The organism is Ruegeria sp. TASC047 (genome assembly GCF_059612445.1).
On record NZ_JBXWQP010000029.1, the window covers coordinates 676207 to 696168 of the forward strand.

At 56.4% G+C, this 19962-nt stretch carries 18 protein-coding genes and 3 tRNA genes; 9 read left to right on the forward strand and 12 right to left on the reverse strand.

The features are described from left to right. Window positions 1–56 precede the first annotated feature (56 nt). Window positions 57–131 (reverse strand) — tRNA-Val (locus AC2FLO_RS11115). Between the two features lie 181 nt (window positions 132–312). Here AC2FLO_RS11115 and AC2FLO_RS11120 point away from each other — a divergent pair. The 3 genes from AC2FLO_RS11120 (at window position 313) to uvrA (ending at window position 3547) form a co-directional block, all read left to right on the forward strand. Beyond that, window positions 313–389, forward strand: a tRNA-Asp gene (locus AC2FLO_RS11120). A 45-nt stretch (window positions 390–434) separates the two neighbouring features. Further along, window positions 435–511, forward strand: a tRNA-Asp gene (locus tag AC2FLO_RS11125). 177 nt (window positions 512–688) lie between these two features. Next, complete coding sequence (gene uvrA / locus AC2FLO_RS11130; RefSeq protein WP_496751948.1) at window positions 689–3547, forward strand: excinuclease ABC subunit UvrA; 2859 nt, start codon at window positions 689–691, stop codon at window positions 3545–3547. Between the two features lie 16 nt (window positions 3548–3563). Here the strand turns inward: uvrA and AC2FLO_RS11135 are convergent, their stop codons facing one another. From AC2FLO_RS11135 to AC2FLO_RS11155, 5 genes are all read right to left on the reverse strand, one after another. Then, window positions 3564–3887, reverse strand: a complete 324-nt coding sequence (locus AC2FLO_RS11135; protein ID WP_209504052.1) for a hypothetical protein — start codon at window positions 3885–3887, stop codon at window positions 3564–3566. 108 nt (window positions 3888–3995) lie between these two features. After that, window positions 3996–4868: a 3-hydroxyisobutyrate dehydrogenase gene (mmsB, locus tag AC2FLO_RS11140; RefSeq protein ID WP_496751947.1), complete on the reverse strand. Its 873-nt coding sequence runs from the start codon at window positions 4866–4868 to the stop codon at window positions 3996–3998. A 3-nt stretch (window positions 4869–4871) separates the two neighbouring features. Further along, window positions 4872–5912 carry a 3-hydroxyisobutyryl-CoA hydrolase gene (locus tag AC2FLO_RS11145; RefSeq protein WP_496751946.1) on the reverse strand — a complete coding sequence of 347 codons (1041 nt, stop codon included), beginning with the start codon at window positions 5910–5912 and terminating at the stop codon, window positions 4872–4874. A 7-nt stretch (window positions 5913–5919) separates the two neighbouring features. Further along, a complete protein-coding gene (locus AC2FLO_RS11150) occupies window positions 5920–7062 on the reverse strand; it encodes an acyl-CoA dehydrogenase family protein (RefSeq protein WP_496751945.1) in 1143 nt (380 codons plus the stop codon). Window positions 7063–7172: 110 nt separating this feature from the next. Beyond that, the gene (locus tag AC2FLO_RS11155) at window positions 7173–8288 is read right to left on the reverse strand and encodes a carboxylate-amine ligase (protein ID WP_267363447.1); all 1116 of its coding nucleotides are present in this window, start codon (window positions 8286–8288) and stop codon (window positions 7173–7175) included. A gap of 137 nt (window positions 8289–8425) precedes the next feature. Between AC2FLO_RS11155 and AC2FLO_RS11160 the strand changes: the two genes are divergently transcribed. Continuing rightward, window positions 8426–9277, forward strand: coding sequence for a class I SAM-dependent methyltransferase (locus AC2FLO_RS11160; RefSeq protein ID WP_496751942.1), 852 nt, complete (start codon window positions 8426–8428; stop codon window positions 9275–9277). Between the two features lie 71 nt (window positions 9278–9348). Beyond that, complete coding sequence (locus AC2FLO_RS11165) at window positions 9349–9825, forward strand: fasciclin domain-containing protein (RefSeq protein WP_480485754.1); 477 nt, start codon at window positions 9349–9351, stop codon at window positions 9823–9825. A gap of 68 nt (window positions 9826–9893) precedes the next feature. On the opposite strand, the gene AC2FLO_RS11170 is transcribed toward AC2FLO_RS11165, so the two are convergent. Together AC2FLO_RS11170 and AC2FLO_RS11175 are read right to left on the reverse strand one after the other, a co-directional pair. After that, window positions 9894–10439 carry a L,D-transpeptidase gene (locus AC2FLO_RS11170; protein ID WP_496751990.1) on the reverse strand — a complete coding sequence of 182 codons (546 nt, stop codon included), beginning with the start codon at window positions 10437–10439 and terminating at the stop codon, window positions 9894–9896. A 239-nt stretch (window positions 10440–10678) separates the two neighbouring features. Continuing rightward, window positions 10679–12178, reverse strand: coding sequence for a CoA-acylating methylmalonate-semialdehyde dehydrogenase (locus AC2FLO_RS11175; RefSeq protein ID WP_496751940.1), 1500 nt, complete (start codon window positions 12176–12178; stop codon window positions 10679–10681). 125 nt (window positions 12179–12303) lie between these two features. Between AC2FLO_RS11175 and AC2FLO_RS11180 the strand changes: the two genes are divergently transcribed. From AC2FLO_RS11180 to coaD, 3 genes are all read left to right on the forward strand, one after another. Then, window positions 12304–13185: a LysR family transcriptional regulator gene (locus AC2FLO_RS11180; RefSeq protein ID WP_496751988.1), complete on the forward strand. Its 882-nt coding sequence runs from the start codon at window positions 12304–12306 to the stop codon at window positions 13183–13185. Window positions 13186–13245: 60 nt separating this feature from the next. Further along, window positions 13246–13683, forward strand: a complete 438-nt coding sequence (locus tag AC2FLO_RS11185; protein WP_267363439.1) for a CBS domain-containing protein — start codon at window positions 13246–13248, stop codon at window positions 13681–13683. A gap of 85 nt (window positions 13684–13768) precedes the next feature. Next, the gene (gene coaD, locus AC2FLO_RS11190; RefSeq protein ID WP_496751938.1) at window positions 13769–14260 is read left to right on the forward strand and encodes a pantetheine-phosphate adenylyltransferase; all 492 of its coding nucleotides are present in this window, start codon (window positions 13769–13771) and stop codon (window positions 14258–14260) included. Here coaD and gap (AC2FLO_RS11195) read toward each other — a convergent pair. From gap (AC2FLO_RS11195) to gap (AC2FLO_RS11205), 3 genes are all read right to left on the reverse strand, one after another. Then, window positions 14252–15256, reverse strand: coding sequence for a type I glyceraldehyde-3-phosphate dehydrogenase (gap, locus tag AC2FLO_RS11195; RefSeq protein WP_496751936.1), 1005 nt, complete (start codon window positions 15254–15256; stop codon window positions 14252–14254). The two genes, coaD and gap (AC2FLO_RS11195), sit on opposite strands and share 9 nt — an antisense overlap. Before the next feature lie 82 nt (window positions 15257–15338). Then, a complete protein-coding gene (locus AC2FLO_RS11200; RefSeq protein WP_209596120.1) occupies window positions 15339–15482 on the reverse strand; it encodes a hypothetical protein in 144 nt (47 codons plus the stop codon). Window positions 15483–15553: 71 nt separating this feature from the next. Beyond that, the gene (gene gap / locus AC2FLO_RS11205; RefSeq protein ID WP_267363431.1) at window positions 15554–16555 is read right to left on the reverse strand and encodes a type I glyceraldehyde-3-phosphate dehydrogenase; all 1002 of its coding nucleotides are present in this window, start codon (window positions 16553–16555) and stop codon (window positions 15554–15556) included. A gap of 181 nt (window positions 16556–16736) precedes the next feature. Here gap (AC2FLO_RS11205) and AC2FLO_RS11210 point away from each other — a divergent pair, with 181 nt between their 5' ends. Further along, complete coding sequence (locus tag AC2FLO_RS11210; RefSeq protein WP_496751934.1) at window positions 16737–17696, forward strand: DUF808 domain-containing protein; 960 nt, start codon at window positions 16737–16739, stop codon at window positions 17694–17696. Window positions 17697–17753: 57 nt separating this feature from the next. On the opposite strand, the gene tkt is transcribed toward AC2FLO_RS11210, so the two are convergent. After that, entirely contained in the window at window positions 17754–19778 is a 2025-nt protein-coding gene (tkt, locus tag AC2FLO_RS11215) for a transketolase (protein WP_496751932.1), read from the reverse strand. Window positions 19779–19962: the final 184 nt, after the last annotated feature.

Below are 19962 nucleotides of genomic sequence, written 5' to 3' on the forward strand. Positions count from 1 at the left end.
CCAAGACGCTGCATGAAACCAGCGTTTCATTTTGGGCATCGGTGTGCTTTGAAAAATGGTGGGTGATAACGGATTTGAACCGCTGACATCTTCGATGTGAACGAAGCGCTCTACCACTGAGCTAATCACCCATGGGACGGGGTGATATCTTTCCCGAAGGTTGGCTGCAAGGGAAATAGAACCCGCGGCATCCGCAAAAAATCGCGCCGTATACAAAATTCTGGAATCTGACAAAAAACTTGAAAACGCCGCTTGACGCTGCCCGAGCGTAGCCATAATACACCCAAACGTTCAGCAATGAACATGCAGCGGGCGGTTGTAGCTCAGTTGGTTAGAGTACCGGCCTGTCACGCCGGGGGTCGCGGGTTCGAGCCCCGTCAACCGCGCCACCGCTGCCAACCTTGGTCCAGGCAAAAGGCCACGAAAATAGATGCGCGGTTGTAGCTCAGTTGGTTAGAGTACCGGCCTGTCACGCCGGGGGTCGCGGGTTCGAGCCCCGTCAACCGCGCCATTTTCATCCTCAAGCAGATCAACGGTTGCGCCTTTACGGGCACCTTTTTCCAATCCATTGATCATTGCAGGTTCTAATCGGCGAAATTTCGACTGTTCACTAAATGTTCTAACTTTTCTGTTGGAGTCTTGGTCTGGCTCGCCTATCTCTTAACCACTTGTTTGTTGGGGGCCGCATATGGCTGAGCTGAAGAATATCGAGGTGCGCGGCGCGCGCGAACATAACCTCAAAGGTATAGACGTTGATATCCCTCGGGATCAGTTGGTGGTCATCACCGGACTGTCGGGTTCGGGGAAGTCCTCATTAGCGTTTGATACCATCTATGCCGAAGGCCAGCGCCGGTATGTCGAAAGCCTTTCGGCATATGCCCGGCAATTCCTGGATATGATGGAAAAGCCGGATGTTGACCATATCAGCGGCCTGTCTCCGGCGATTTCGATTGAACAAAAGACGACGTCCAAGAATCCGCGTTCAACTGTGGGCACGGTAACCGAAATCTATGACTATCTGCGTCTGTTGTTTGCGCGCGCCGGAACGCCCTACAGTCCAGCCACCGGGCAGCCGATTGAGGCGCAGCAAGTGCAGGACATGGTCGACCGGATCATGGCAATGGAAGACGGCACACGCGGCTATCTTCTGGCCCCCATCGTGCGCGACCGGAAAGGTGAGTACAAAAAAGAATTCCTGGAGCTGCGCAAACAGGGTTTCCAGCGCGTCAAGGTGGACGGAGAGTTTTACGAACTTGATCAACCGCCTGTATTGGATAAGAAATTCCGTCACAATATCGATGTGGTTGTTGATAGACTGGTTGTACGGGAAGGAATGGAAACGCGCCTGGCCGACAGCTTGCGCACCGCTCTGGACTTGGCGGACGGGATTGCCATATTGGAAACTGCCCCGCGCGAGGGTGATCCGGAACGCATCACATTCAGTGAGAATTTTGCCTGCCCGGTCAGCGGTTTCACCATACCCGAAATCGAACCACGCCTGTTTTCGTTCAACGCGCCATTCGGTGCCTGCCCGGATTGTGACGGTCTTGGGGTCGAGTTGTTTTTCGATGAACGCTTGGTGGTGCCGGACCAGACGCTGAAACTCTACGATGGTGCTTTGGCCCCATGGCGCAAGGGCAAATCTCCGTATTTCCTGCAAACCATCGAGGCCATCGCGCGCCATTACGAGTTTGACAAGAACACGCCCTGGAAAGACCTGCCTAAAAATGTGCAGGAGGTCTTTCTGCGTGGGTCCGGGGATGATGAAATTCTGTTCCGGTACGACGAAGGCGGGCGCGTCTATCAAGTGACCCGCAGTTTTGAAGGCGTGATCCCGAATATGGAACGGCGGTACCGCGAAACTGACAGCGCGTGGATTCGTGAGGAATTTGAACGATATCAAAACAATCGCCCCTGCGGCGCCTGCGAAGGCTACAGGCTGCGGGCCGAAGCGCTGGCGGTTAAGATCGCCGGGCTGCACGTGGGACAGGTGGTTCAGATGTCGATCCGTGAGGCTCTGGCGTGGATCGAAGATGCGCCCAACCACCTGAGCGCCCAGAAAAACGAAATTGCCCGCGCCATCCTCAAGGAAATTCGCGAGCGACTTGGTTTCCTGAATAACGTTGGTTTGGAATACCTTACGCTGTCCCGTTCAAGCGGAACACTGTCGGGTGGCGAAAGCCAGCGTATTCGTCTGGCCAGTCAGATCGGCTCGGGGCTGACCGGGGTTCTCTATGTGCTGGATGAGCCTTCGATCGGACTGCATCAGCGTGACAATGACCGGCTTTTAGGCACGCTCAAGAACCTGAGGGATCAGGGCAATACGGTGATCGTTGTTGAACATGACGAGGAAGCCATCCGCGAAGCTGACTATGTTTTCGACATCGGTCCGGGGGCAGGCGTACATGGCGGGCAGGTGGTCAGTCACGGAACGCCTGCGGAAATCGCGGCAGATGCGGCCTCTATTACTGGGCAGTACCTTGCGGGAACGCGGGAAATCGCGGTTCCGGTGCAGCGCCGTAAAGGCAAAAAGCAGAAAGTCACGGTGGTCAAGGCCACGGGCAACAACTTGAAGAATGTCACAGCCGAAATCCCCTTGGGCAAATTCGTTTGTGTCACTGGTGTGTCGGGCGGGGGTAAATCCACCCTCACGATCGAGACATTGTTCAAAACCGCGTCAATGCGGCTGAACGGGGCGCGACAGACACCAGCACCTTGTGAAACCATCAAGGGGCTGGAACACCTCGATAAGGTCATCGACATCGACCAGCGCCCCATTGGGCGAACGCCGCGTTCAAACCCGGCGACTTACACCGGGGCCTTCACCCCGATCCGAGATTGGTTTGCCGGCCTGCCTGAGGCTAAGGCACGCGGGTACAAACCCGGTCGCTTCAGCTTTAACGTCAAAGGCGGGCGGTGTGAGGCATGTCAGGGTGACGGTGTCATCAAGATCGAGATGCACTTTCTGCCTGACGTCTACGTGACTTGCGAAACTTGCAAGGGGGCGCGGTATAACCGCGAGACGCTTGAGATCAAGTTCAAGGGCAAATCCATCGCGGATGTGCTTGATATGACAGTGGAAGATGCGCAGGAGTTCTTCAAGGCCGTGCCCTCAATCCGGGACAAGATGGACGCCCTTGCGCGTGTAGGTCTTGGCTATATCAAGGTGGGTCAACAAGCCACGACGTTGTCAGGTGGCGAGGCGCAGCGGGTAAAGCTGTCCAAAGAGCTGTCGAAGCGTTCAACCGGACGTACGCTCTATATTCTCGACGAACCGACAACAGGTCTGCATTTCGAAGATGTGCGCAAGCTGTTGGAAGTGCTGCACGAACTTGTCGATCAAGGCAATACGGTCGTGGTGATTGAACATAATCTGGACGTGGTTAAAACTGCGGATCATATCATCGACATTGGGCCTGAAGGTGGTGATGGCGGTGGCGAAATCGTCGCCACCGGAACACCGGAAGACATAGCCGACGTTGAACGCAGCCACACCGGGCGATACCTGAAGCCGATGCTGAAAGGCGCGCGCGTCGCGGCAGAATAAGTGCCCAGACGCGGCCTCAGTTCAGGATATCTGCGATCGCGCCAATCAGGTTCAATACTTTGCGTGTCTCGGGGTCGACCCGGTACACGTAGTCACCTGCACGGACATATGAATAGTTTCGGTTCAACCCATAGCGATAGGGGTCATTGATCCAGCGGTAATCGTTGGTAATGAAGTCACCATCGCGATAGATTTTCTTTGCCTGACCCGGCGGCACACAGGGAACGGATTTCTTGGCCAGACCAGGAGGGCAATGCCCGGCCTTGTTTTTTGCAACCGCGGCAACCGGGGAAAGGGCCAAAGCCGCCAGAGTTGCCGTCGTCACCAAAAATCTCGTCATGTCGCCTTCCTTTGCGATTTGGCCAGCCGGGGCCTTTTGTTCATGACTGCCTAGATGGTCGCTTGCCCAACATCTGTCAAATCGTTGGGCAAGATGCCGCCAGTTGTCTTAGTCACGCCCGCGCTTTTCGAACCGTGGCAGCATGGCACTGAAATCGCGTCCCTTGCCATCTTCGTTCTCGACAAATTGCTCATAAAGCGCGGTGGCCACCTGACCCATCGGTGTATCTGCATCTGCACTCTCTGCCGCCTGCTGGCTGAGGCGCAGGTCCTTCAGCATCAGTTCGGCCGCGAATCCGGGGGCGTACCCATTGTCCGCAGGGCTTTGCGGGCCGACACCGGGGGCAGGGCAATAGGCGTTCATCGTCCAGCTGTATCCGGACGACGTACTTACCACGTCAAACATCTTTTGCCGGTCCAGACCCAGCTTGTCGGCCAATGCGAAGGCTTCACAGGTTGCAATCATGGTGACACCAAGGATCATGTTATTGCAGATCTTGGCAGCCTGACCGGAACCGGCCTCACCACAGTGAACAGCTTTCTGCCCCATGATGTCGAACAGAGGGGATGCCTTGGCAAACGCGGCTTCTGATCCGCCAGCCATAAAGGTCAGCGTGCCAGCCGCAGCACCACCGATGCCGCCTGAAACCGGCGCGTCTACGGACAACAGTCCGGCGTTGATGGCCTTATCGGCAACTGCACGAGCGCTTTCCACATCAACTGTCGAGCAATCGATCAGCACAGCACCTAGTGCCATTGTGGGAATGATCTGATCGGCAACGGCCCTCAGAATCGCACCGTTTGGCAGCATCGTGATGACAGCATCGGCCGTTGCAACAGCTTCCGAAGCGGTTGCGGCCTGAGTTACCCCTTCAACCGTCACGCCTGCTGTGTCAAAGCCAATAACCTGATGACCGGCTTTTGCAAGATTGGCCGCCATTGGCGCGCCCATGTTTCCCAGTCCGATGAAACCGATTTGCATCTCTTAATCCTCTTCGAAAGTCAGGGCGTCCGCACCCAGTGGCTGCAGCATTTTCGACACGGCCACCAGAGGGACGTTCATGTCAGGAAACTGCCAGTTCGGATTGCGATCCTTGTCGATGATCTGCGCGCGGATGCCTTCCAGAAAATCGCCATGCTCCATCGCGCGGTGGGTGAAACGATACTCCATCTCCAGAGCTCGGCGTATGGTCAGAGAAGGGGAGCGCAGGCGATGAAGAATCTCGATTGTGCAAGCCACGGAAAGCGGCGCGTTTTTCCTTAGCATGCCCAGAGTTTTCGCCGAAAACTCACTGTCGTCGCTGCGCAGACTGTTTAGAACGTCGCCAAGGGTTTCACCGGAAAAATGCTGATCGATTTGCGCCTGCAAGTTCGCCAATTCACCATCAGTCGGTGTATCGGCGTGGTCAGCCAACAGCTCAGCGTTTCCAGAGGCTTCGAGCAACTCGATCAGATCGGACCATTGTGATTGCGGGATGAAAAGGTCGGCAAACCCTGCATAGATCGCATCCGCAGGCCTCATCCGATAGCCCGTTGTTCCCAGAAACTCACCCGCGCGTCCAGGTGCAAGGGCCAGCATCAACGAGCCGCCGACATCCGGCACCAGTCCGATGGAGCATTCTGGCATGGCAATCTTTGCGCTTTCTCCCACAACGCGATGGCTGCCATGGCATCCGATGCCAACACCGCCGCCCATCGCGAACCCCTGAAGAAAGCTGATGACCGGTTTTGGATATTCGAAGATCAGGGCATTCAGACGGTATTCGTCACGCCAGAATTTCTGACCGTAAGAAAAATCACCCTTGGTGCCGGTTTCATAAAGTTCAGCAATATCACCACCCGCGCAGAAGGCTTTTTCCCCCTCGGCGTCCAGGATGATCAAGTCAATCTCATCGTCCTCGCGCCAGTTGCGCAGCGCTGTGTCGATAGCCATGCACATGTCATAGGTCATCGCGTTCAGCGCATGAGGACGGGTCAGGGTGATACGCCCGGCACGGCCTGTTGTGCGGATATCGATATCTGACATGGGTGCCTCAGTGATTGGCAAGCAATTGGCGTGATACAATCACACGCATGATCTCGTTCGTGCCTTCCAATATCTGGTGCACACGAAGATCACGCACAAGCTTTTCGATGCCGTAATCCGCAAGATAGCCATAACCGCCATGCAATTGCAGGCACTGGTCCACAACTTTCGATCCAGTCTCGGTAACGAACTTCTTGGCCATGGCGCAGAACTTCGTGGCATCCGGCGCGCCCTGATCCAGCTTCCAGGCTGCCTGCCGAAGGAACGTACGCGCGGCCTGCAATTCGATCTCCATATCCGCCAGACGGAATTGAAGGGCCTGAAACTGGTCGATGGACTGGCCAAAAGCCTTTCGTTCGGACATGTATTGCAGCGTCATATCCAGCCCGGCCTGAGCGGCGCCAAGCGAGCAGGCCGAGATGTTAAGCCGCCCGCCATCCAACCCCATCATCGCGTATTTGAATCCGTCACCTTCCGCGCCCACAAGGTTTCCGGCCGGTATCTTGCAATCGTCGAACTGAACTTGCGCGGTGGGTTGGCTTTTCCAGCCCATCTTCTGCTCGAGCGCGCCAAAGCTGAGGCCGGGCGTGCCGTCTTCAACGTAAACGGTCGAAATCCCTTTGGGCCCGTCCTGGCCAGTACGCACCATACAGACGTAAGCGTCGGAATATCCGCCGCCTGAAATGAAGGCCTTTGTTCCGTTCAGCGTATAGCCTTCGTTGGTCCGTTCGGCGCGTGTTTTCAGCGCTGCCGCATCCGATCCAGAACCGGGCTCGGTCAAGCAATAACTCAACACAGTTTTCAAGCTTAGAACATCGGGCATGATGCGCGCCTTGAGGTCATCGTCGGCAAAGTTGTCGAGCATCTTGGCGCACATATTATGGATCGACAGGAACGCCGCGACCGACGGGCAGGCCATCGATAGGGCCTCAAAAACCAGAGTTGCATCCAGACGGGTCAGGTTTGACCCACCGCTGGCCTCGGACACGTAAAGGGCACCGAAGCCAAGCTCTCCGATTTGGGGCCATAAGGTTTTGGGGATCGTTCCATCAGCCTCCCATTGCCGGGCAAAAGGGGCGATATGTTCCTGCCCAAAGGCATGTGCCATGTCGAAAATTGCTGTTTGTTCCTCGCTGAGTGCGAAATCCATGGCGCTCCCTCCCATCGGCAATGAATTGAACGGTTGTTTATTTCTGAATTCTTACAGAAATTTTGCAGGCTCAACAATGGCTCTGGGCAGGGGACTGTTGTCGCCAGTGTCTAAAGATCCGCGTGGAACTCTTCGATCAGGTGGCGCACGACGGCCTTGCCGGGATCTTCCCCGCGCGCGGAAGCCTCGGCATGAACGCGGCGCTGGCGTGTGGCCGAGGTGCCGTTTTCGGCGATCTGCCGCAGGCGGGCCAGTTCCGACATTGTGCCCAGTGCCTCGGCATCTTCGGCCAGCAATCCCATCAGATCACCGATCAGGTCGGACATGGGTTTGATCGAGCGATCGCCGAAATCGATCAATCCTTCGCCCACACCATATCGCTGCGCGCGCCAGCGGTTTTCACCTATCAGAAAGCGATCGTATTGCCGCCAGCGCAAGTTGCGATCTTTCAAGCGGCACAACATTCTGGTCAACGCCTGAACAAGGGCGGCCAGTGAAAGCGTGTGTTCCAACCTTGGTTGGACATCCATAATCCGCGTTTCAAGCGTTGGAAAGCGATGCGAGGGGCGCAGGTCCCACCAGATCTTAGTGGTATCTTCGATGACCCCAAGTTCAATCAAAATACCCGTGGTGCGTTCATATTCGCCCCAGCTTGCAAAGACCGGTGGCAGACCGGTACGTGGCAGATTGTCAAAGACGGTCAGACGGTACGACGACAGGCCCGTATCTTCGCCGTTCCAGAAAGGCGAGGACGTTGACAACGCCAGAAGATGCGGCAGGAAGTAAGACAATTGTGGCATCAGATCAGAACGCAAGGCTTGGTCTTCGACCCCGACATGAACATGCATGCCGCAGATCAACATCCTGCGGGCCACGCCCCCAAGCGCGTGTTGCAGCGCATCATAGCGTTCCTTTCGGGTGTGATGCTGATCCTTCCAGTTCGCAAAAGGGTGGCACGACACGGCTATTGGTGACAGGTTATAATCGGCAGCCCGTTCCGATACACAGGAGCGCAGGCGTTTCAGGTCCTCGCGCGCCGAAGCAACGGTTGCATGCGGGCGGGTGCCGACTTCTATCTGACATTGCAGGAATTCGGGGCTGACCTGTCCTTCGAAATCATTCTGACAGGCTTCCATCAGCGCTTCGGGAGCTTCGGACAATTGGAGGCTGTCGCGATCTACAAGAAGGTATTCTTCTTCGATCCCGATCGTGAATTCCTGCTGCATGGCGGCCCTCGCGGTAGTTATTTTGATCAGTGAATACGGAAATTTTCTTTTTGCCAAGGGTTTGCCCGGCTTGTCCTTGCAGAGGAACGACTAGCAAAGGTATGGAATAACGCAGCATAGACCACGGAGCCAGCGACTTGAAACCCAGAAAATTCCCGCAGATCAACGCCGCCCTGGATGAGCTGGGTGTGAAACTGGTCGACAAGGTCGCTGAACAGGATGAGCGCACACGCCTGGAAGCTTTTGAGGCTGCCGGAGGTCTGACGCGCCCCGTCTATGCTTTGTCGCCGGGAATGGATGGGTTTGATATTTCGCAACTGGTCAGTGAATACGCCGCGCATAAGCATGCGCTGGACGCGCTGAAGGATCCTGAGCGCAATCAGACCGGCTATCGTGCTGGAAACGGCTATTACGACAGCCCCGACGCGGATGCCTTGTATCTGATGATCCGACGCTTTCAACCCCGGCGGGTGATTGAGGTTGGATGCGGAAACTCGACCAGAGTAACCCGGCAGGCAGTCATTGATGGCGGGTTTGACACCACAATTACGGCAATTGATCCGTATCCCCGCGCTGACATCGCCCAAGTTGTTGATCGGTTCGAACAAAAACGGCTGGAGGACGCCGACCCGGCGCTGTTTTCAGAGCTGGAAGCCGGCGACATTCTGTTCATCGACTCCAGCCATGTTGTTCGGATGAGCAACGACGTCGCGCACTTGTTCTGCCGCATCATTCCGACACTGAAGCCCGGAGTGGTGATCCATGTGCACGATGTTTTTCTGCCCTACGAATACCCCAAGCGGTTCTTTTATGACTGTCCGGGTTGGGGCGAGCAGTACATGTTGCACGCTTTGCTGCAATCTGGCGCATATTCAATGCTTTGGCCGGGATATTACCTGCAACAGGATCGACCCGATGCCGTCGCCAATTTCCCCTTTTTGGCTGAAGGGCGCGCTCAAAGCATCTGGGTACAGCTAAAAGAAAAATGAATTCAGACTGATCCGGCGTGACGAAAGCCCCGTACCCCTTTCCATAACAAGCTGGAGAGGAGAAGACAGCCATGTTTCGTCGTACTTTTATGGGTGCCGCCGCCGCATTTGCATTTGCCATGCCGGTCAAGGCGCAGGCTGCGGATATCGTTGATACCGCTGTAGCGGCCGGATCGTTCAACACGTTGGTTGCCGCAGTTCAAGCTGCAGGTTTGGTAGATACCCTGAAAGGAAAAGGTCCATTCACCGTCTTTGCTCCAACAGACGAAGCGTTTGCCGCTTTACCCGAAGGCACGGTGGAAACGTTGTTGTTGCCGGAGAACAAAGATCAACTCGTGTCAATCCTTACGTACCATGTTGTACCAGCCAAGGTGATGTCCGGCGACATAGCTGGCAAGCGCGCGAAGGTTCTGACTGTACAGGGTGATCGGCTGAGCGTGAATGCCAAAAACGGCGTCAAAGTGAATGACGCCAAGGTCATACAGGCAGATATCGAAGCCAGCAATGGCGTGATCCACGTGGTTGACGCTGTTATCCTGCCGGAATGACGCTCTGCTCCTCAAGAAATCAAAGCCCCGGCGTATGACCGGGGCTTTTGCTTTTCTAAGCTGGTAAATTAGACCAAACGAACCTGTGTGCCGACCTTAACCAGTGGATACAATTCTTCAACGTGTTGGTTGTACAGGCCAATGCATCCTGACGAGCTCTGACGACCGATCTTGCGCGTGTCGTGCGTGCCGTGGACGAGATAAGCAGGCCAGTCCAGATACATGGCGCGGGTTCCCAGCGGGTTGCCTGGATCGCCACCTTCCATCCGCACCGGCAGAGTAGGGTCACGCTCGCGCATCGAGGCGGTCGGCGTCCAGCTTGGAAATTCGGTCTTGCGCACAACTTTTGTGTAGCCGCGTTTTGTAAGTTCTTCGCTCATGGGCACAGAGCTGGGGTATAGCTTATAGGTGCCATCCGGCGCCCAATAGTGAACCGCGCGGCTGGTAATGTCGGCCAACAGGCAGCCAACGCCCAACTCATCAAAATGGTCCTGCCAGTTTTGTTGCGCGAAGGACGATACATTGCGCCGTACCGGCAACTGTGTGCTGATCTCGTCTTCGGTTTGCGGAAACGCGTCCGTGCTTTGGGCCCGAACAAGGGCAGGGGTTGCCATCAGAGATGCCGCGCCCAGCAGGGCGGAACGACGGGTTATTCGGGAGTGGGACAAGGGTGCCTCCGGTAAATTCACTGCTCGTTGTGTAGTTGGCGGAAAGATATTTCCATTGGTCGCAATTTTCCAGAGTGACGCACCTGAATTTCTTGTGAACGTGGGGAATTTGAAAGCTGGTCGGCGGAAAGATGCAAAAACCCGGCCCTGAATAGGGCCGGGTTCCATAGTTTTGCAGGCTGAAATCAGTCCATGGCTTTGAAGTTGAACTCGCCACCTTCCTTGATGCCCGACGGCCAGCGTGCGGTTACTGTTTTGGTGCGGGTGTAGAACTTGAAGCTGTCCGGGCCATGCTGGTTCAGATCGCCAAACATGGATTTTTTCCAACCACCAAAAGTGTGATAAGCCAGCGGAACGGGGATCGGAACGTTGATACCCACCATGCCGATATTGATCCGGCTGGCAAAATCACGCGCTGTGTCACCGTCGCGGGTAAAGATCGCTGTGCCGTTGCCGTATTCGTGGTCCATCGCCAGGCCGATCGCCTCTTCGTAGGAACCTGCACGGACAGTCGACAGAACCGGGCCAAAGATCTCCTGTTTGTAGATGTCCATATCCGGAGTGACGTGGTCAAACAGGTGCGGGCCGACAAAGAAGCCGTCCTCATAACCTTGCAGGCTGAAATCACGATTATCGACGACCAGCTTTGCGCCTTGCTCGACACCCGAATTGATCAGGCCAAGGATACGCTCTTTTGCGGCGGCGGTTACTACAGGGCCCATGTCGACATCGTCACCAGCGGTGTAGGGGCCCACTTTCAGCTTTTCGACGCGCGGGATCAGCTTTTCGATCAGCTTGTCCGCGGTTTCTTCACCAACCGGAACCGCAACAGAGATTGCCATGCAGCGTTCGCCTGCTGCGCCAAACCCGGCACCGACCAGCGCGTCGGCGGCCTGATCCAGATCGGCGTCGGGCATGACGATCATGTGGTTCTTGGCACCACCAAAACACTGGGCGCGTTTGCCGTTTGCGGTGGCACGGCTGTAGATATACTGAGCGATCGGGGTAGACCCCACAAAGCTGACGCCCTGAATGATCTCGCTGTCGAGGATCGTATCAACGGCCTCTTTGTCACCATTCACGACCTGGAACACACCCTTGGGCAGACCGGCTTCGACAAACAGTTCGGCCAGCATCAGCGGAACCGAGGGGTCACGCTCGGACGGTTTCAGAACAACGGCGTTACCGCAGGCCAGTGCAGGACCGACATGCCACAGGGGCATCATCGCAGGGAAGTTAAAGGGCATGATCGAACCCACGACACCCAGCGGCTGGCGCATGGAATACATGTCGATGCCGGGGCCTGCGCTGTCGGTGAACTCGCCCTTCAGCATCTGCGGTGCACCGATGCAATATTCGATCACCTCCAGACCACGCTGCAAGTCGCCCTTGGCATCGGGAATGGTCTTGCCGTGCTCGCGGCTTAGTGCCTCGGCCAGTTTGTCCATGTCGCGGTTCATCAGGCCGACCATTGCCATCATGACACGTGCACGTTTCTGAGGGTTGGTTGCGCCCCATTCCAGCTGGGCAGCGGCTGCGGCCTCAATCGCCGCCGTGGTTTCCGCAGCACTTGCCATCGGACACTTGTATTGAACCTCGCCCGTAGCCGGGTTGTAGACGTTGTCGAAACGACCGGATGTACCGGCGACCATTTCGCCGCTCAGGAAATGGGTCAGATCTTGCATCAATAACTCCTCCGATAGATTTGTGCACACAATAGGCTTGCAGAAATCCCGCGAACAGAGGCAATGTCTCAAAAGAGTTTTGCAAAAATGCAAAAGGAAACGGTGTGACTCCAAACTGGGACGATATGCGGATCTTTCTGGCCGTGGCGCGCGAGGAAAGTCTTTCCTCCGCTGGTCGTATCCTGAAAATCGATCCCGCCACCGTGGGGCGACGTGTTGCGCGATTGGAAACGACGCTGGATTCTGCGTTGTTCACCAAGTCGCAGCAGGGCTATGTCCTGACACCGGCAGGGCAGCGCCTGTTGGAGCATGGGTTGCATGCAGAAGAGGCGATGCGCGCAGCGGCCGGAGCCGTGGCGGGATCCACGAAATCACTCAGCGGGCAAATCCGGATTGGCGCGCCAGATGGCAGCGCAAATTACCTGTTGCCCCAGGTCTGCGCCAGGATCAGTGATTCAAACCCGGAACTGGATATTCAGATTCTGGCTCTGCCGAGGGTGATCAACCTGTCCCGTCGCGAGGCCGATATGGCCGTGACCGTCAGCGCGCCAACCGCAGGGCAGCTTTTGGTCAAGAAAATCAGTGATTACAAACTGCACATGGTCGCGACCGATGAATATCTGAAACGTCACGAACCAATCCACTCGGTCGCTGACCTCAAGGGGCACCGGTTGATCGGTTACATTCCCGACATGATCTTTGACCGCGAACTGGATTACCTGAACGATATTGGGGTTGACCGTGTCGCGCTTGCATCGAACTCGGTCTCGGTGCAATTGCGGCAGGTCAGTTTGGGAACTGGCGTTTGCGTGGCACATGACTTTACGTTGCCGTTCCATACGGGACTTCGGAAAATCCTGACGGATCAAGTGAGTCTGACGCGCAGTTTCTATCTGGTTCGGCATGAAGGAGATCAGCGCAACGAACGGTTGAACCGCTTTGCCGATGCCCTGACGCGCGGCATTCGCGAGGAAGTGCTTCGATTGGAAGCAGATGCCGGTGCTTGACAGGTCGCCACAATCGCGCAACGCTTTGGAATAAGTGTTATTATTCCGGAGGAATTCTTCATGTTGGTACAGGCTATCCTGACGTCCAAAGCGACAGACGGCGTTGTAACGGTGGCGCCAATGGCGACAGTTTCAGAAGCCTCGAAGATTCTTGCGGAAAAGCGGATCGGGACGGTTGTTGTTTCTGACGATGGCGGAGAAACCGCGATTGGAATTCTGTCTGAACGCGACATCGTTCGCGAGCTTGCCGCCAGCGGTAGTGGCTGTCTCGACCAACCTGTAAAATCTTACATGACGCAGGACCTGATCACGACGACGCGCCAGGCCTCTGTTCAGGATATCATGGCCCGCATGACAGAAGGGCGCTTTCGCCATATGCCGGTTGTCGAAGACGGTAAACTGATCGGCATCGTCACACTTGGTGACGTGGTAAAGGCCCAACTGGCCGAACTGGCGATGGAAAAGGACGCCTTGGAAGGCATGATAATGGGGCACTAACAGCAAGGGGTGCCAAAGCAATCACTTGCACCTGCAGCAAAGTTGTGTTTGCTTGCGCAGAAATTTTATTGCGCAGGAGGGTGTGATGCGGGTTGGCTTGTATCCGGGAACCTTTGACCCTATCACCATAGGGCACATCGATATCATTCGCCGGGCGGCTGCATTGGTGGATAAACTGGTCATTGGCGTCGCTATCAACCGGGACAAAGGCCCCTTGTTCTCGCTGGAAGAGCGCGTCGCGATGATCGAGGCCGAATGCGCCGAACTGACTGAACAAACCGGCACTGAAATTATCGCTCATCCCTTCGAAAATCTATTGATCGATTGCGCAAGGGATGTCGGTGCGCAGATCATCGTCCGCGGTTTGCGCGCTGTCGCGGATTTCGAGTATGAGTTCCAGATGGTTGGTATGAACCGCGCACTGGACGACTCGATCGAGACTGTCTTTTTGATGGCCGAGGCACGCCATCAGGCGATTGCTTCAAAACTGGTGAAAGAAATTGCCCGCTTGAACGGAGACGTGTCGAAATTCGTCACGCCCCGTGTCAATGCCGCACTGCGTGTGCGGTTAGGCTAGGGCGCCCATCGCGGCGGCCGTATCCAGCATCCGGTTCGAAAAGCCCCATTCGTTGTCATACCAGGCCAGCACGCGAACCAGCGTACCGTCGGTGACTTTGGTTTCTGCCAGTGACACCGTCGAGCTGTGCGAGTCGTGGTTGAAATCGACCGAGACCAGAGGACGGCTTTCCGCGGCCAGAACACCGGGGATCTTTGCCGCGGCATCAATGAACAGTTGATTGACCTCATCTTCGGTCGTTGGGCGCGAAACCTCGGCAACCAGATCAACGACCGAAACGTTCGGGGTGGGTACCCGGATGGCCTGACCCGTCAGTTTGCCCTTGAGTTGCGGCAGTACCAGCCCCACAGCGGCGGCTGCACCGGTTGTGGTGGGGATCATCGACAGTCCAGCGGCGCGCGACAGGTAGGGGTCTTTTCCAACTGTGTCATGCACAGGCTGGCTGGCGGTGTAAGCGTGAACGGTGGTCATGTTGCCATGTTTGATACCAAGACCTGCGTCCAGAGCTGCGGCAACCGGAGAAAGGCAATTCGTGGTGCAGGATGCGTTCGAAACGACCAGATCTTCGGCCGTCAACTCGCTATCGTTGACACCAAAGACGATGGTTTTCACACCGCCGTCACCCCGTGCAGGGGCTGAGATTAGGACTTTCCGTGATCCGTTCTTGAAGTGACGTTCAGCCGCTTCGCGTGTGCGGAAAACCCCGGTGCATTCCAGAACAACGTCGATATCAGACCAGGGCAGGTCTTCGGGATTGCGCTCACTGCTCAGGCGGATCGGGCCGCGCCCCACATCCAGACCGGCGTCTGTAAGCGTGACAGGGTTGGGATAACGGCCATGAACGCTGTCAAACTCGAACAGATGCGCGTTCATGTCGGGCTTGCCCAAGTCGTTGATCGCGACGATCTCAACGTCTGTACGCCCGCTTTCCATCACCGCGCGCAGAACCCCGCGCCCGATCCGTCCAAATCCGTTGATCGCTAGTTTCAGGGTCATGGTTCGCTCCGTACAAATATCTCAGCCATATGAGTTAGCGCTAACAATTACAGATCAAGCGAAATGTCAAGAAAAACCTCTGTCATCGCCAAAAAGCGAGCCAGTCCAGAAAGTCGTATAGCTTCTTACCGAGGAACAACATGTGCTCGGTTCCATACAAGGCTACGTCCAGCATCATGCCCCCAAGCAGAAGGACGCCAAGCCAGATGGCAATTTGATTGTTCATGTCGGTTCCGAACGAAAATGCCCGCCCAGATAACCTGAGCGGGCATCAACGTACAAGCGAAGTCCGAAGGGTCAGTTAAGGCGTCCCATGGCGACGGCTACGTCTGCCATGCGAACCGAGAAACCCCACTCGTTGTCATACCAGGCCAGCACGCGCACCATGCGATCATCGACGACACGGGTCTGATCGGGTGCGAAGATCGAGCTTTCTTCGGTGTGGTTGAAATCGGTTGATACCAGCGGTGCGGGCTCATATCCCAGAACACGCTGCATCGGGCCTTTAGCTGCTTCTTCGACGATTGCGTTGATCTCGGCCACCGAGGTGTCACGCGACGCGCGGAAGGTCAGGTCAACCGCTGAAACGTTTGGGGTAGGGACCCGGATGGCAGACCCGTCCAGACGGCCTTTCAGGTTTGGAAGAACTTCACCCAAAGCTTTGGCAGCACCGGTTGAGGTTGGGATCATCGACATTGCGGCAGCGCGGGCGCGATAGAGGTCGCTGTGACGACGGTCCAGCGTGGGCTGGTCGCCGGTATAGGCGTGAATGGTGGTCATGATACCGTGTTCGATGCCGACGCCCTCGTCCAGCACCTTGGCCAGCGGGGCTAGGCAGTTCGTGGTGCAGGAACCGTTCGACACCATGTTGTCGTTCGCGGTCAGGGTGTTGTGGTTCACACCAAAAACGATGGTTTTGTTCACGTTCTTGCCGGGGGCGGACAACAGCACCTTACCTGCACCGCGATCCAGATGTGTTTTGGCCTTGTTGCCGTCATTGAATTTACCGGTGCACTCCAGAACGACGTCACAGCCTTCCCAGTCCAGTTCATTCATATCGTAGGTCGAAAACATCTGCATCGGGCCACGGCCCAGATCCATTGTGTTGCCTTCGATCGAAACTTCGCGCGGGAACCGACCGTGAACGCTGTCATATTTCAGCAGATGCGCAGAGGTTTCCAATGGGCCGGTTGCGTTGACTTTGATCACTTCGATGTCGTTACGCCCCGACGCGGCGATGTGCGACAGGGTGCAGCGGCCAATACGGCCAAAACCATTGATACCGACCTTGATGGTCATGTGACGTCTCCTGATGCGCTTGCGTTGAGGGCCATATAGCGGCGAAATGGGAATCTCAAAAGGGCAAAAACGGCATATTTTTAGGGTGTTAGCGCAAACCTGCGACGGTTGCGCTAACGCTTGCGCTAGCCGTTGGATCAGGTAGGGTCCAGATGCGGCAGTGATTGGGAAAGGAAACACAATGAGTGGTCTTTTGGCCTTGTTGGACGATGTGGCCGGGATCGCCAAGGTCGCGGCGACATCGGTGGACGATGTCGTGGCCGCGGCGGGCAAGGCAGGGGCCAAGACGGCCGGTGTGATCATTGACGACGCTGCGGTAACACCAAAATACGTTCAAGGCTTTGCCCCGGCGCGCGAATTGCCGATCATCTGGCGTATTGCGCGCGGTTCGGTTTTCAACAAAATCATACTCCTGTTGCCGGTAGCCTTGCTGCTGGCCAATTTCGCCCCGTGGCTGATCACCCCACTGTTGATGCTGGGTGGATCATATTTGTGTTTTGAAGGCGCCGAGAAGATTTTTCACGTTCTGTTTCCTCATGGAAGTCACGTCATAGGGGAAGACATGAAAAACCGGGATCCGGGCCATCTGGAAGAGCAGAAGGTCAAGGGCGCGATCAAAACTGATTTTATCCTCTCAGCCGAGATTATGACCATTGCACTGGCGGCGATCGAAGCGCCAAACCTTTGGATGCAGGCCGCAACTTTGGCCGTTGTGGGGATTGGCGTGACTGTGGCGGTTTATGGCTCGGTGGCGTTGATCGTGAAGATGGATGATGTTGGGCTTTATCTGGCGAGTAACGCTCCAACGCCTGTTGGTCGTGGCTTGGGTCGCGGTCTGGTCAAGGCAATGCCGGCTGTGATGAAAACCTTGTCGGTCGTCGGAACTGCGGCGATGCTTTGGGTCGGTGGCTCGATTGTCATCCACGGTCTGGAAGTGCTTGGTTTTGGTTGGCTGCAGCATCAGATCTATGACTGGGCCAAAGCGATTGCGTATTCAGCGCCCGAGGACTGGGCCGCTGCGGTGAAATGGCTGGCCAAAGCGACAATGGACGGAGTTCTGGGCCTAGCCTGGGGACTGGTTTTGATCCCAATGGCCACCAAGGTGATCATGCCTTTGTTCGGCAAGTCCAAAGCGCACTGAAAAGAAACGGAAAAGGGCGGCTGAAGCCGCCCTTTGGTTGATTGTTCTGGTATAAGCTTACAGCCCCAACAATTCCTTGACCTTGGCCACGGTTGCTTCGGAGGTGATGCCGAAATGCTTGTACAGCTCACCGGCAGGGGCCGAGGCACCAAAGCTGGACATGCCGATGAACCCGGCTTTGGCTTCGCGGCCACGTTCACCCAGCAACCAACGATCCCAGCCGCCAGCACGAACCGCGGCTTCGATACCAACGCGGACCGGACCTGCCGGAAGGACGCGCTTGCGGTAGGCTTCGTCCTGCTCTGCGAACAGCTCCATGCAGGGCATCGAGACGACGCGGGTGCCGATACCTTCGGCCTCGAGCGTCGCTTTGGCTTCCATGGCCAGCGACACTTCGGAACCTGTTGCAATCAGGATCGCCTGACGCTTACCTTCTGCTTCGGCCAGAACGTAAGCACCTTGTGCGGTCAGGTTCTTAGTCTTGTGCTCGGTACGAACCGTTGGAACACCCTGACGGGTCAGCGACAGGACCGAGGGGCTTTCCTTGAAGGTCAGCGCCAGTTCCCATGCCTCGGCGGTTTCAATGGTGTCAGCGGGGCGGAACACAAAAGTGTTCGGTGTCGCGCGCGAAATCGCCAGATGTTCAACCGGCTGGTGGGTCGGGCCATCTTCGCCCAGACCGATCGAGTCATGGGTCATCACAAAGACGCTGGGGATCTTCATCAGCGCGGCCAGACGCATGGACGGGCGGGCATAATCTGTGAAGGCCATAAATGTACCGCCATAGGGGCGGATACCACCATGCAGCGCCATACCGTTCATCGCGGCCGCCATGCCGTGTTCACGGATACCGTAATGGATGTAGCGACCCTTGCGGTTATCCGGAAGGAATACACCCATATCGGCCGATTTGGTGTTGTTCGATCCGGTCAGGTCCGCCGAACCACCAACGGTTTCGGTCATGATCGGGTTCACAACGTTCAGGACCTTCTCCGACGACGAACGGGTGGCCAGTTTCGGCTGGTCTTCGGACATCTGCTTTTTGAAGGCACGAATGGCGCCAGCCAGTCGCTTGGGGGCCTCGAACGCATAGGCGCGGGTGAACTCAGCCTGCTTACGCTCGGACAGTTGTGCGAAACGCGCTTCCCATTCCGCACGCTCGGCAGCGCCACGCGCACCGATGGCTTCCCATGCGGATTTGACATTGGCAGGCACGTCAAATGCATCATGCGCCCAGCCATAGGCCTTCTTGGCAGCCTTCAGCTGATCCGGATCGGTCAGCGCACCGTGCCCCTTTGACGTGTCCTGAGCCGCGTGGCCCAAAGCGATGTGGGTTTCGCACGCGATCATGGTCGGCTTGTTCGACTTCTTCGCCTGAACGATGGCCGCGTCGATGGCCTTGGGGTCATGACCGTCGATTTCGATCACATGCCAGCCCGAGGCCGCAAAGCGACGAACCTGATCGGTGCGGTCCGCGATGTCGACGGTGCCGTCGATGGTGATGTTGTTGTTATCCCAGAAGACGATCAGCTTGCTCAGCTCGTGACGGCCGGCCAGCGTGATTGCCTCCTGGCTTACGCCTTCCATAAGGCAACCGTCGCCCGCGATGACATAGGTATAGTGGTCAACAACCTTCTTGCCATAATGTGCACGCTGGATTTCTTCGGCTATCGCAAAGCCCACGGCGTTCGAGATACCCTGACCCAGCGGGCCGGTCGTGGTCTCAACGCCAGCGACTAGAAAGTTCTCGGGGTGGCCTGCGGTTTTTGCGCCCAACTGGCGGAAATTCTTGATCTCCTCCAGCGTCACGTCTGCATATCCCGTAAGGTACAGCAGCGAATAGACCAGCATCGAACCATGGCCGGCGGACAGGATGAAGCGGTCGCGATCCGGCCAGTTCGGGGCCGAGGCGTCAAACTTCAGATGCTTTTCGAACAGGACGGTGGCGACATCAGCCATGCCCATGGGCATACCGGAATGTCCGGAGTTTGCAGCGGCGACGGCATCAAGGGTCAATGTGCGGATGGCCGCAGCTTTGTCCCAGTGTTCGGGGTTGGCATTGCGCAGCGCAGTCAGGTCCACGGGCGTTGTTCCTTTGGATAAAAAGCAGATTGCGGGCTCAATACCACTCAGCACTCAAAGTGCAAGCAGAACCGGGGTTTATCCGCTTGGATTGCTTGAAGTGCGCGGCCCAAGTGGTTGAAAGCAAACAGTGGGTATTTTCTGTCGCATTCCGTTAGACTGGCGGCAGGCGGGATTCGATTTT

What these genes read in the sequence shown, in the direction of transcription:
- uvrA (WP_496751948.1), top strand. Translation starts at nt 689, where the DNA reads ATGGCTGAGCTGAAGAATATCGAGGTGCGCGGCGCGCGCGAACATAAC.
- AC2FLO_RS11135 (WP_209504052.1), bottom strand. Translation starts at nt 3,887, where the DNA reads ATGACGAGATTTTTGGTGACGACGGCAACTCTGGCGGCTTTGGCCCTT.
- mmsB (WP_496751947.1), bottom strand. Translation starts at nt 4,868, where the DNA reads ATGCAAATCGGTTTCATCGGACTGGGAAACATGGGCGCGCCAATGGCG.
- AC2FLO_RS11145 (WP_496751946.1), bottom strand. Translation starts at nt 5,912, where the DNA reads ATGTCAGATATCGATATCCGCACAACAGGCCGTGCCGGGCGTATCACC.
- AC2FLO_RS11150 (WP_496751945.1), bottom strand. Translation starts at nt 7,062, where the DNA reads ATGGATTTCGCACTCAGCGAGGAACAAACAGCAATTTTCGACATGGCA.
- AC2FLO_RS11155 (WP_267363447.1), bottom strand. Translation starts at nt 8,288, where the DNA reads ATGCAGCAGGAATTCACGATCGGGATCGAAGAAGAATACCTTCTTGTA.
- AC2FLO_RS11165 (WP_480485754.1), top strand. Translation starts at nt 9,349, where the DNA reads ATGTTTCGTCGTACTTTTATGGGTGCCGCCGCCGCATTTGCATTTGCC.
- AC2FLO_RS11170 (WP_496751990.1), bottom strand. Translation starts at nt 10,439, where the DNA reads ATGGCAACCCCTGCCCTTGTTCGGGCCCAAAGCACGGACGCGTTTCCG.
- AC2FLO_RS11175 (WP_496751940.1), bottom strand. Translation starts at nt 12,178, where the DNA reads ATGCAAGATCTGACCCATTTCCTGAGCGGCGAAATGGTCGCCGGTACA.
- AC2FLO_RS11180 (WP_496751988.1), top strand. Translation starts at nt 12,304, where the DNA reads ATGCGGATCTTTCTGGCCGTGGCGCGCGAGGAAAGTCTTTCCTCCGCT.
- AC2FLO_RS11185 (WP_267363439.1), top strand. Translation starts at nt 13,246, where the DNA reads ATGTTGGTACAGGCTATCCTGACGTCCAAAGCGACAGACGGCGTTGTA.
- coaD (WP_496751938.1), top strand. Translation starts at nt 13,769, where the DNA reads ATGCGGGTTGGCTTGTATCCGGGAACCTTTGACCCTATCACCATAGGG.
- gap (WP_496751936.1), bottom strand. Translation starts at nt 15,256, where the DNA reads ATGACCCTGAAACTAGCGATCAACGGATTTGGACGGATCGGGCGCGGG.
- AC2FLO_RS11200 (WP_209596120.1), bottom strand. Translation starts at nt 15,482, where the DNA reads ATGAACAATCAAATTGCCATCTGGCTTGGCGTCCTTCTGCTTGGGGGC.
- gap (WP_267363431.1), bottom strand. Translation starts at nt 16,555, where the DNA reads ATGACCATCAAGGTCGGTATCAATGGTTTTGGCCGTATTGGCCGCTGC.
- AC2FLO_RS11210 (WP_496751934.1), top strand. Translation starts at nt 16,737, where the DNA reads ATGAGTGGTCTTTTGGCCTTGTTGGACGATGTGGCCGGGATCGCCAAG.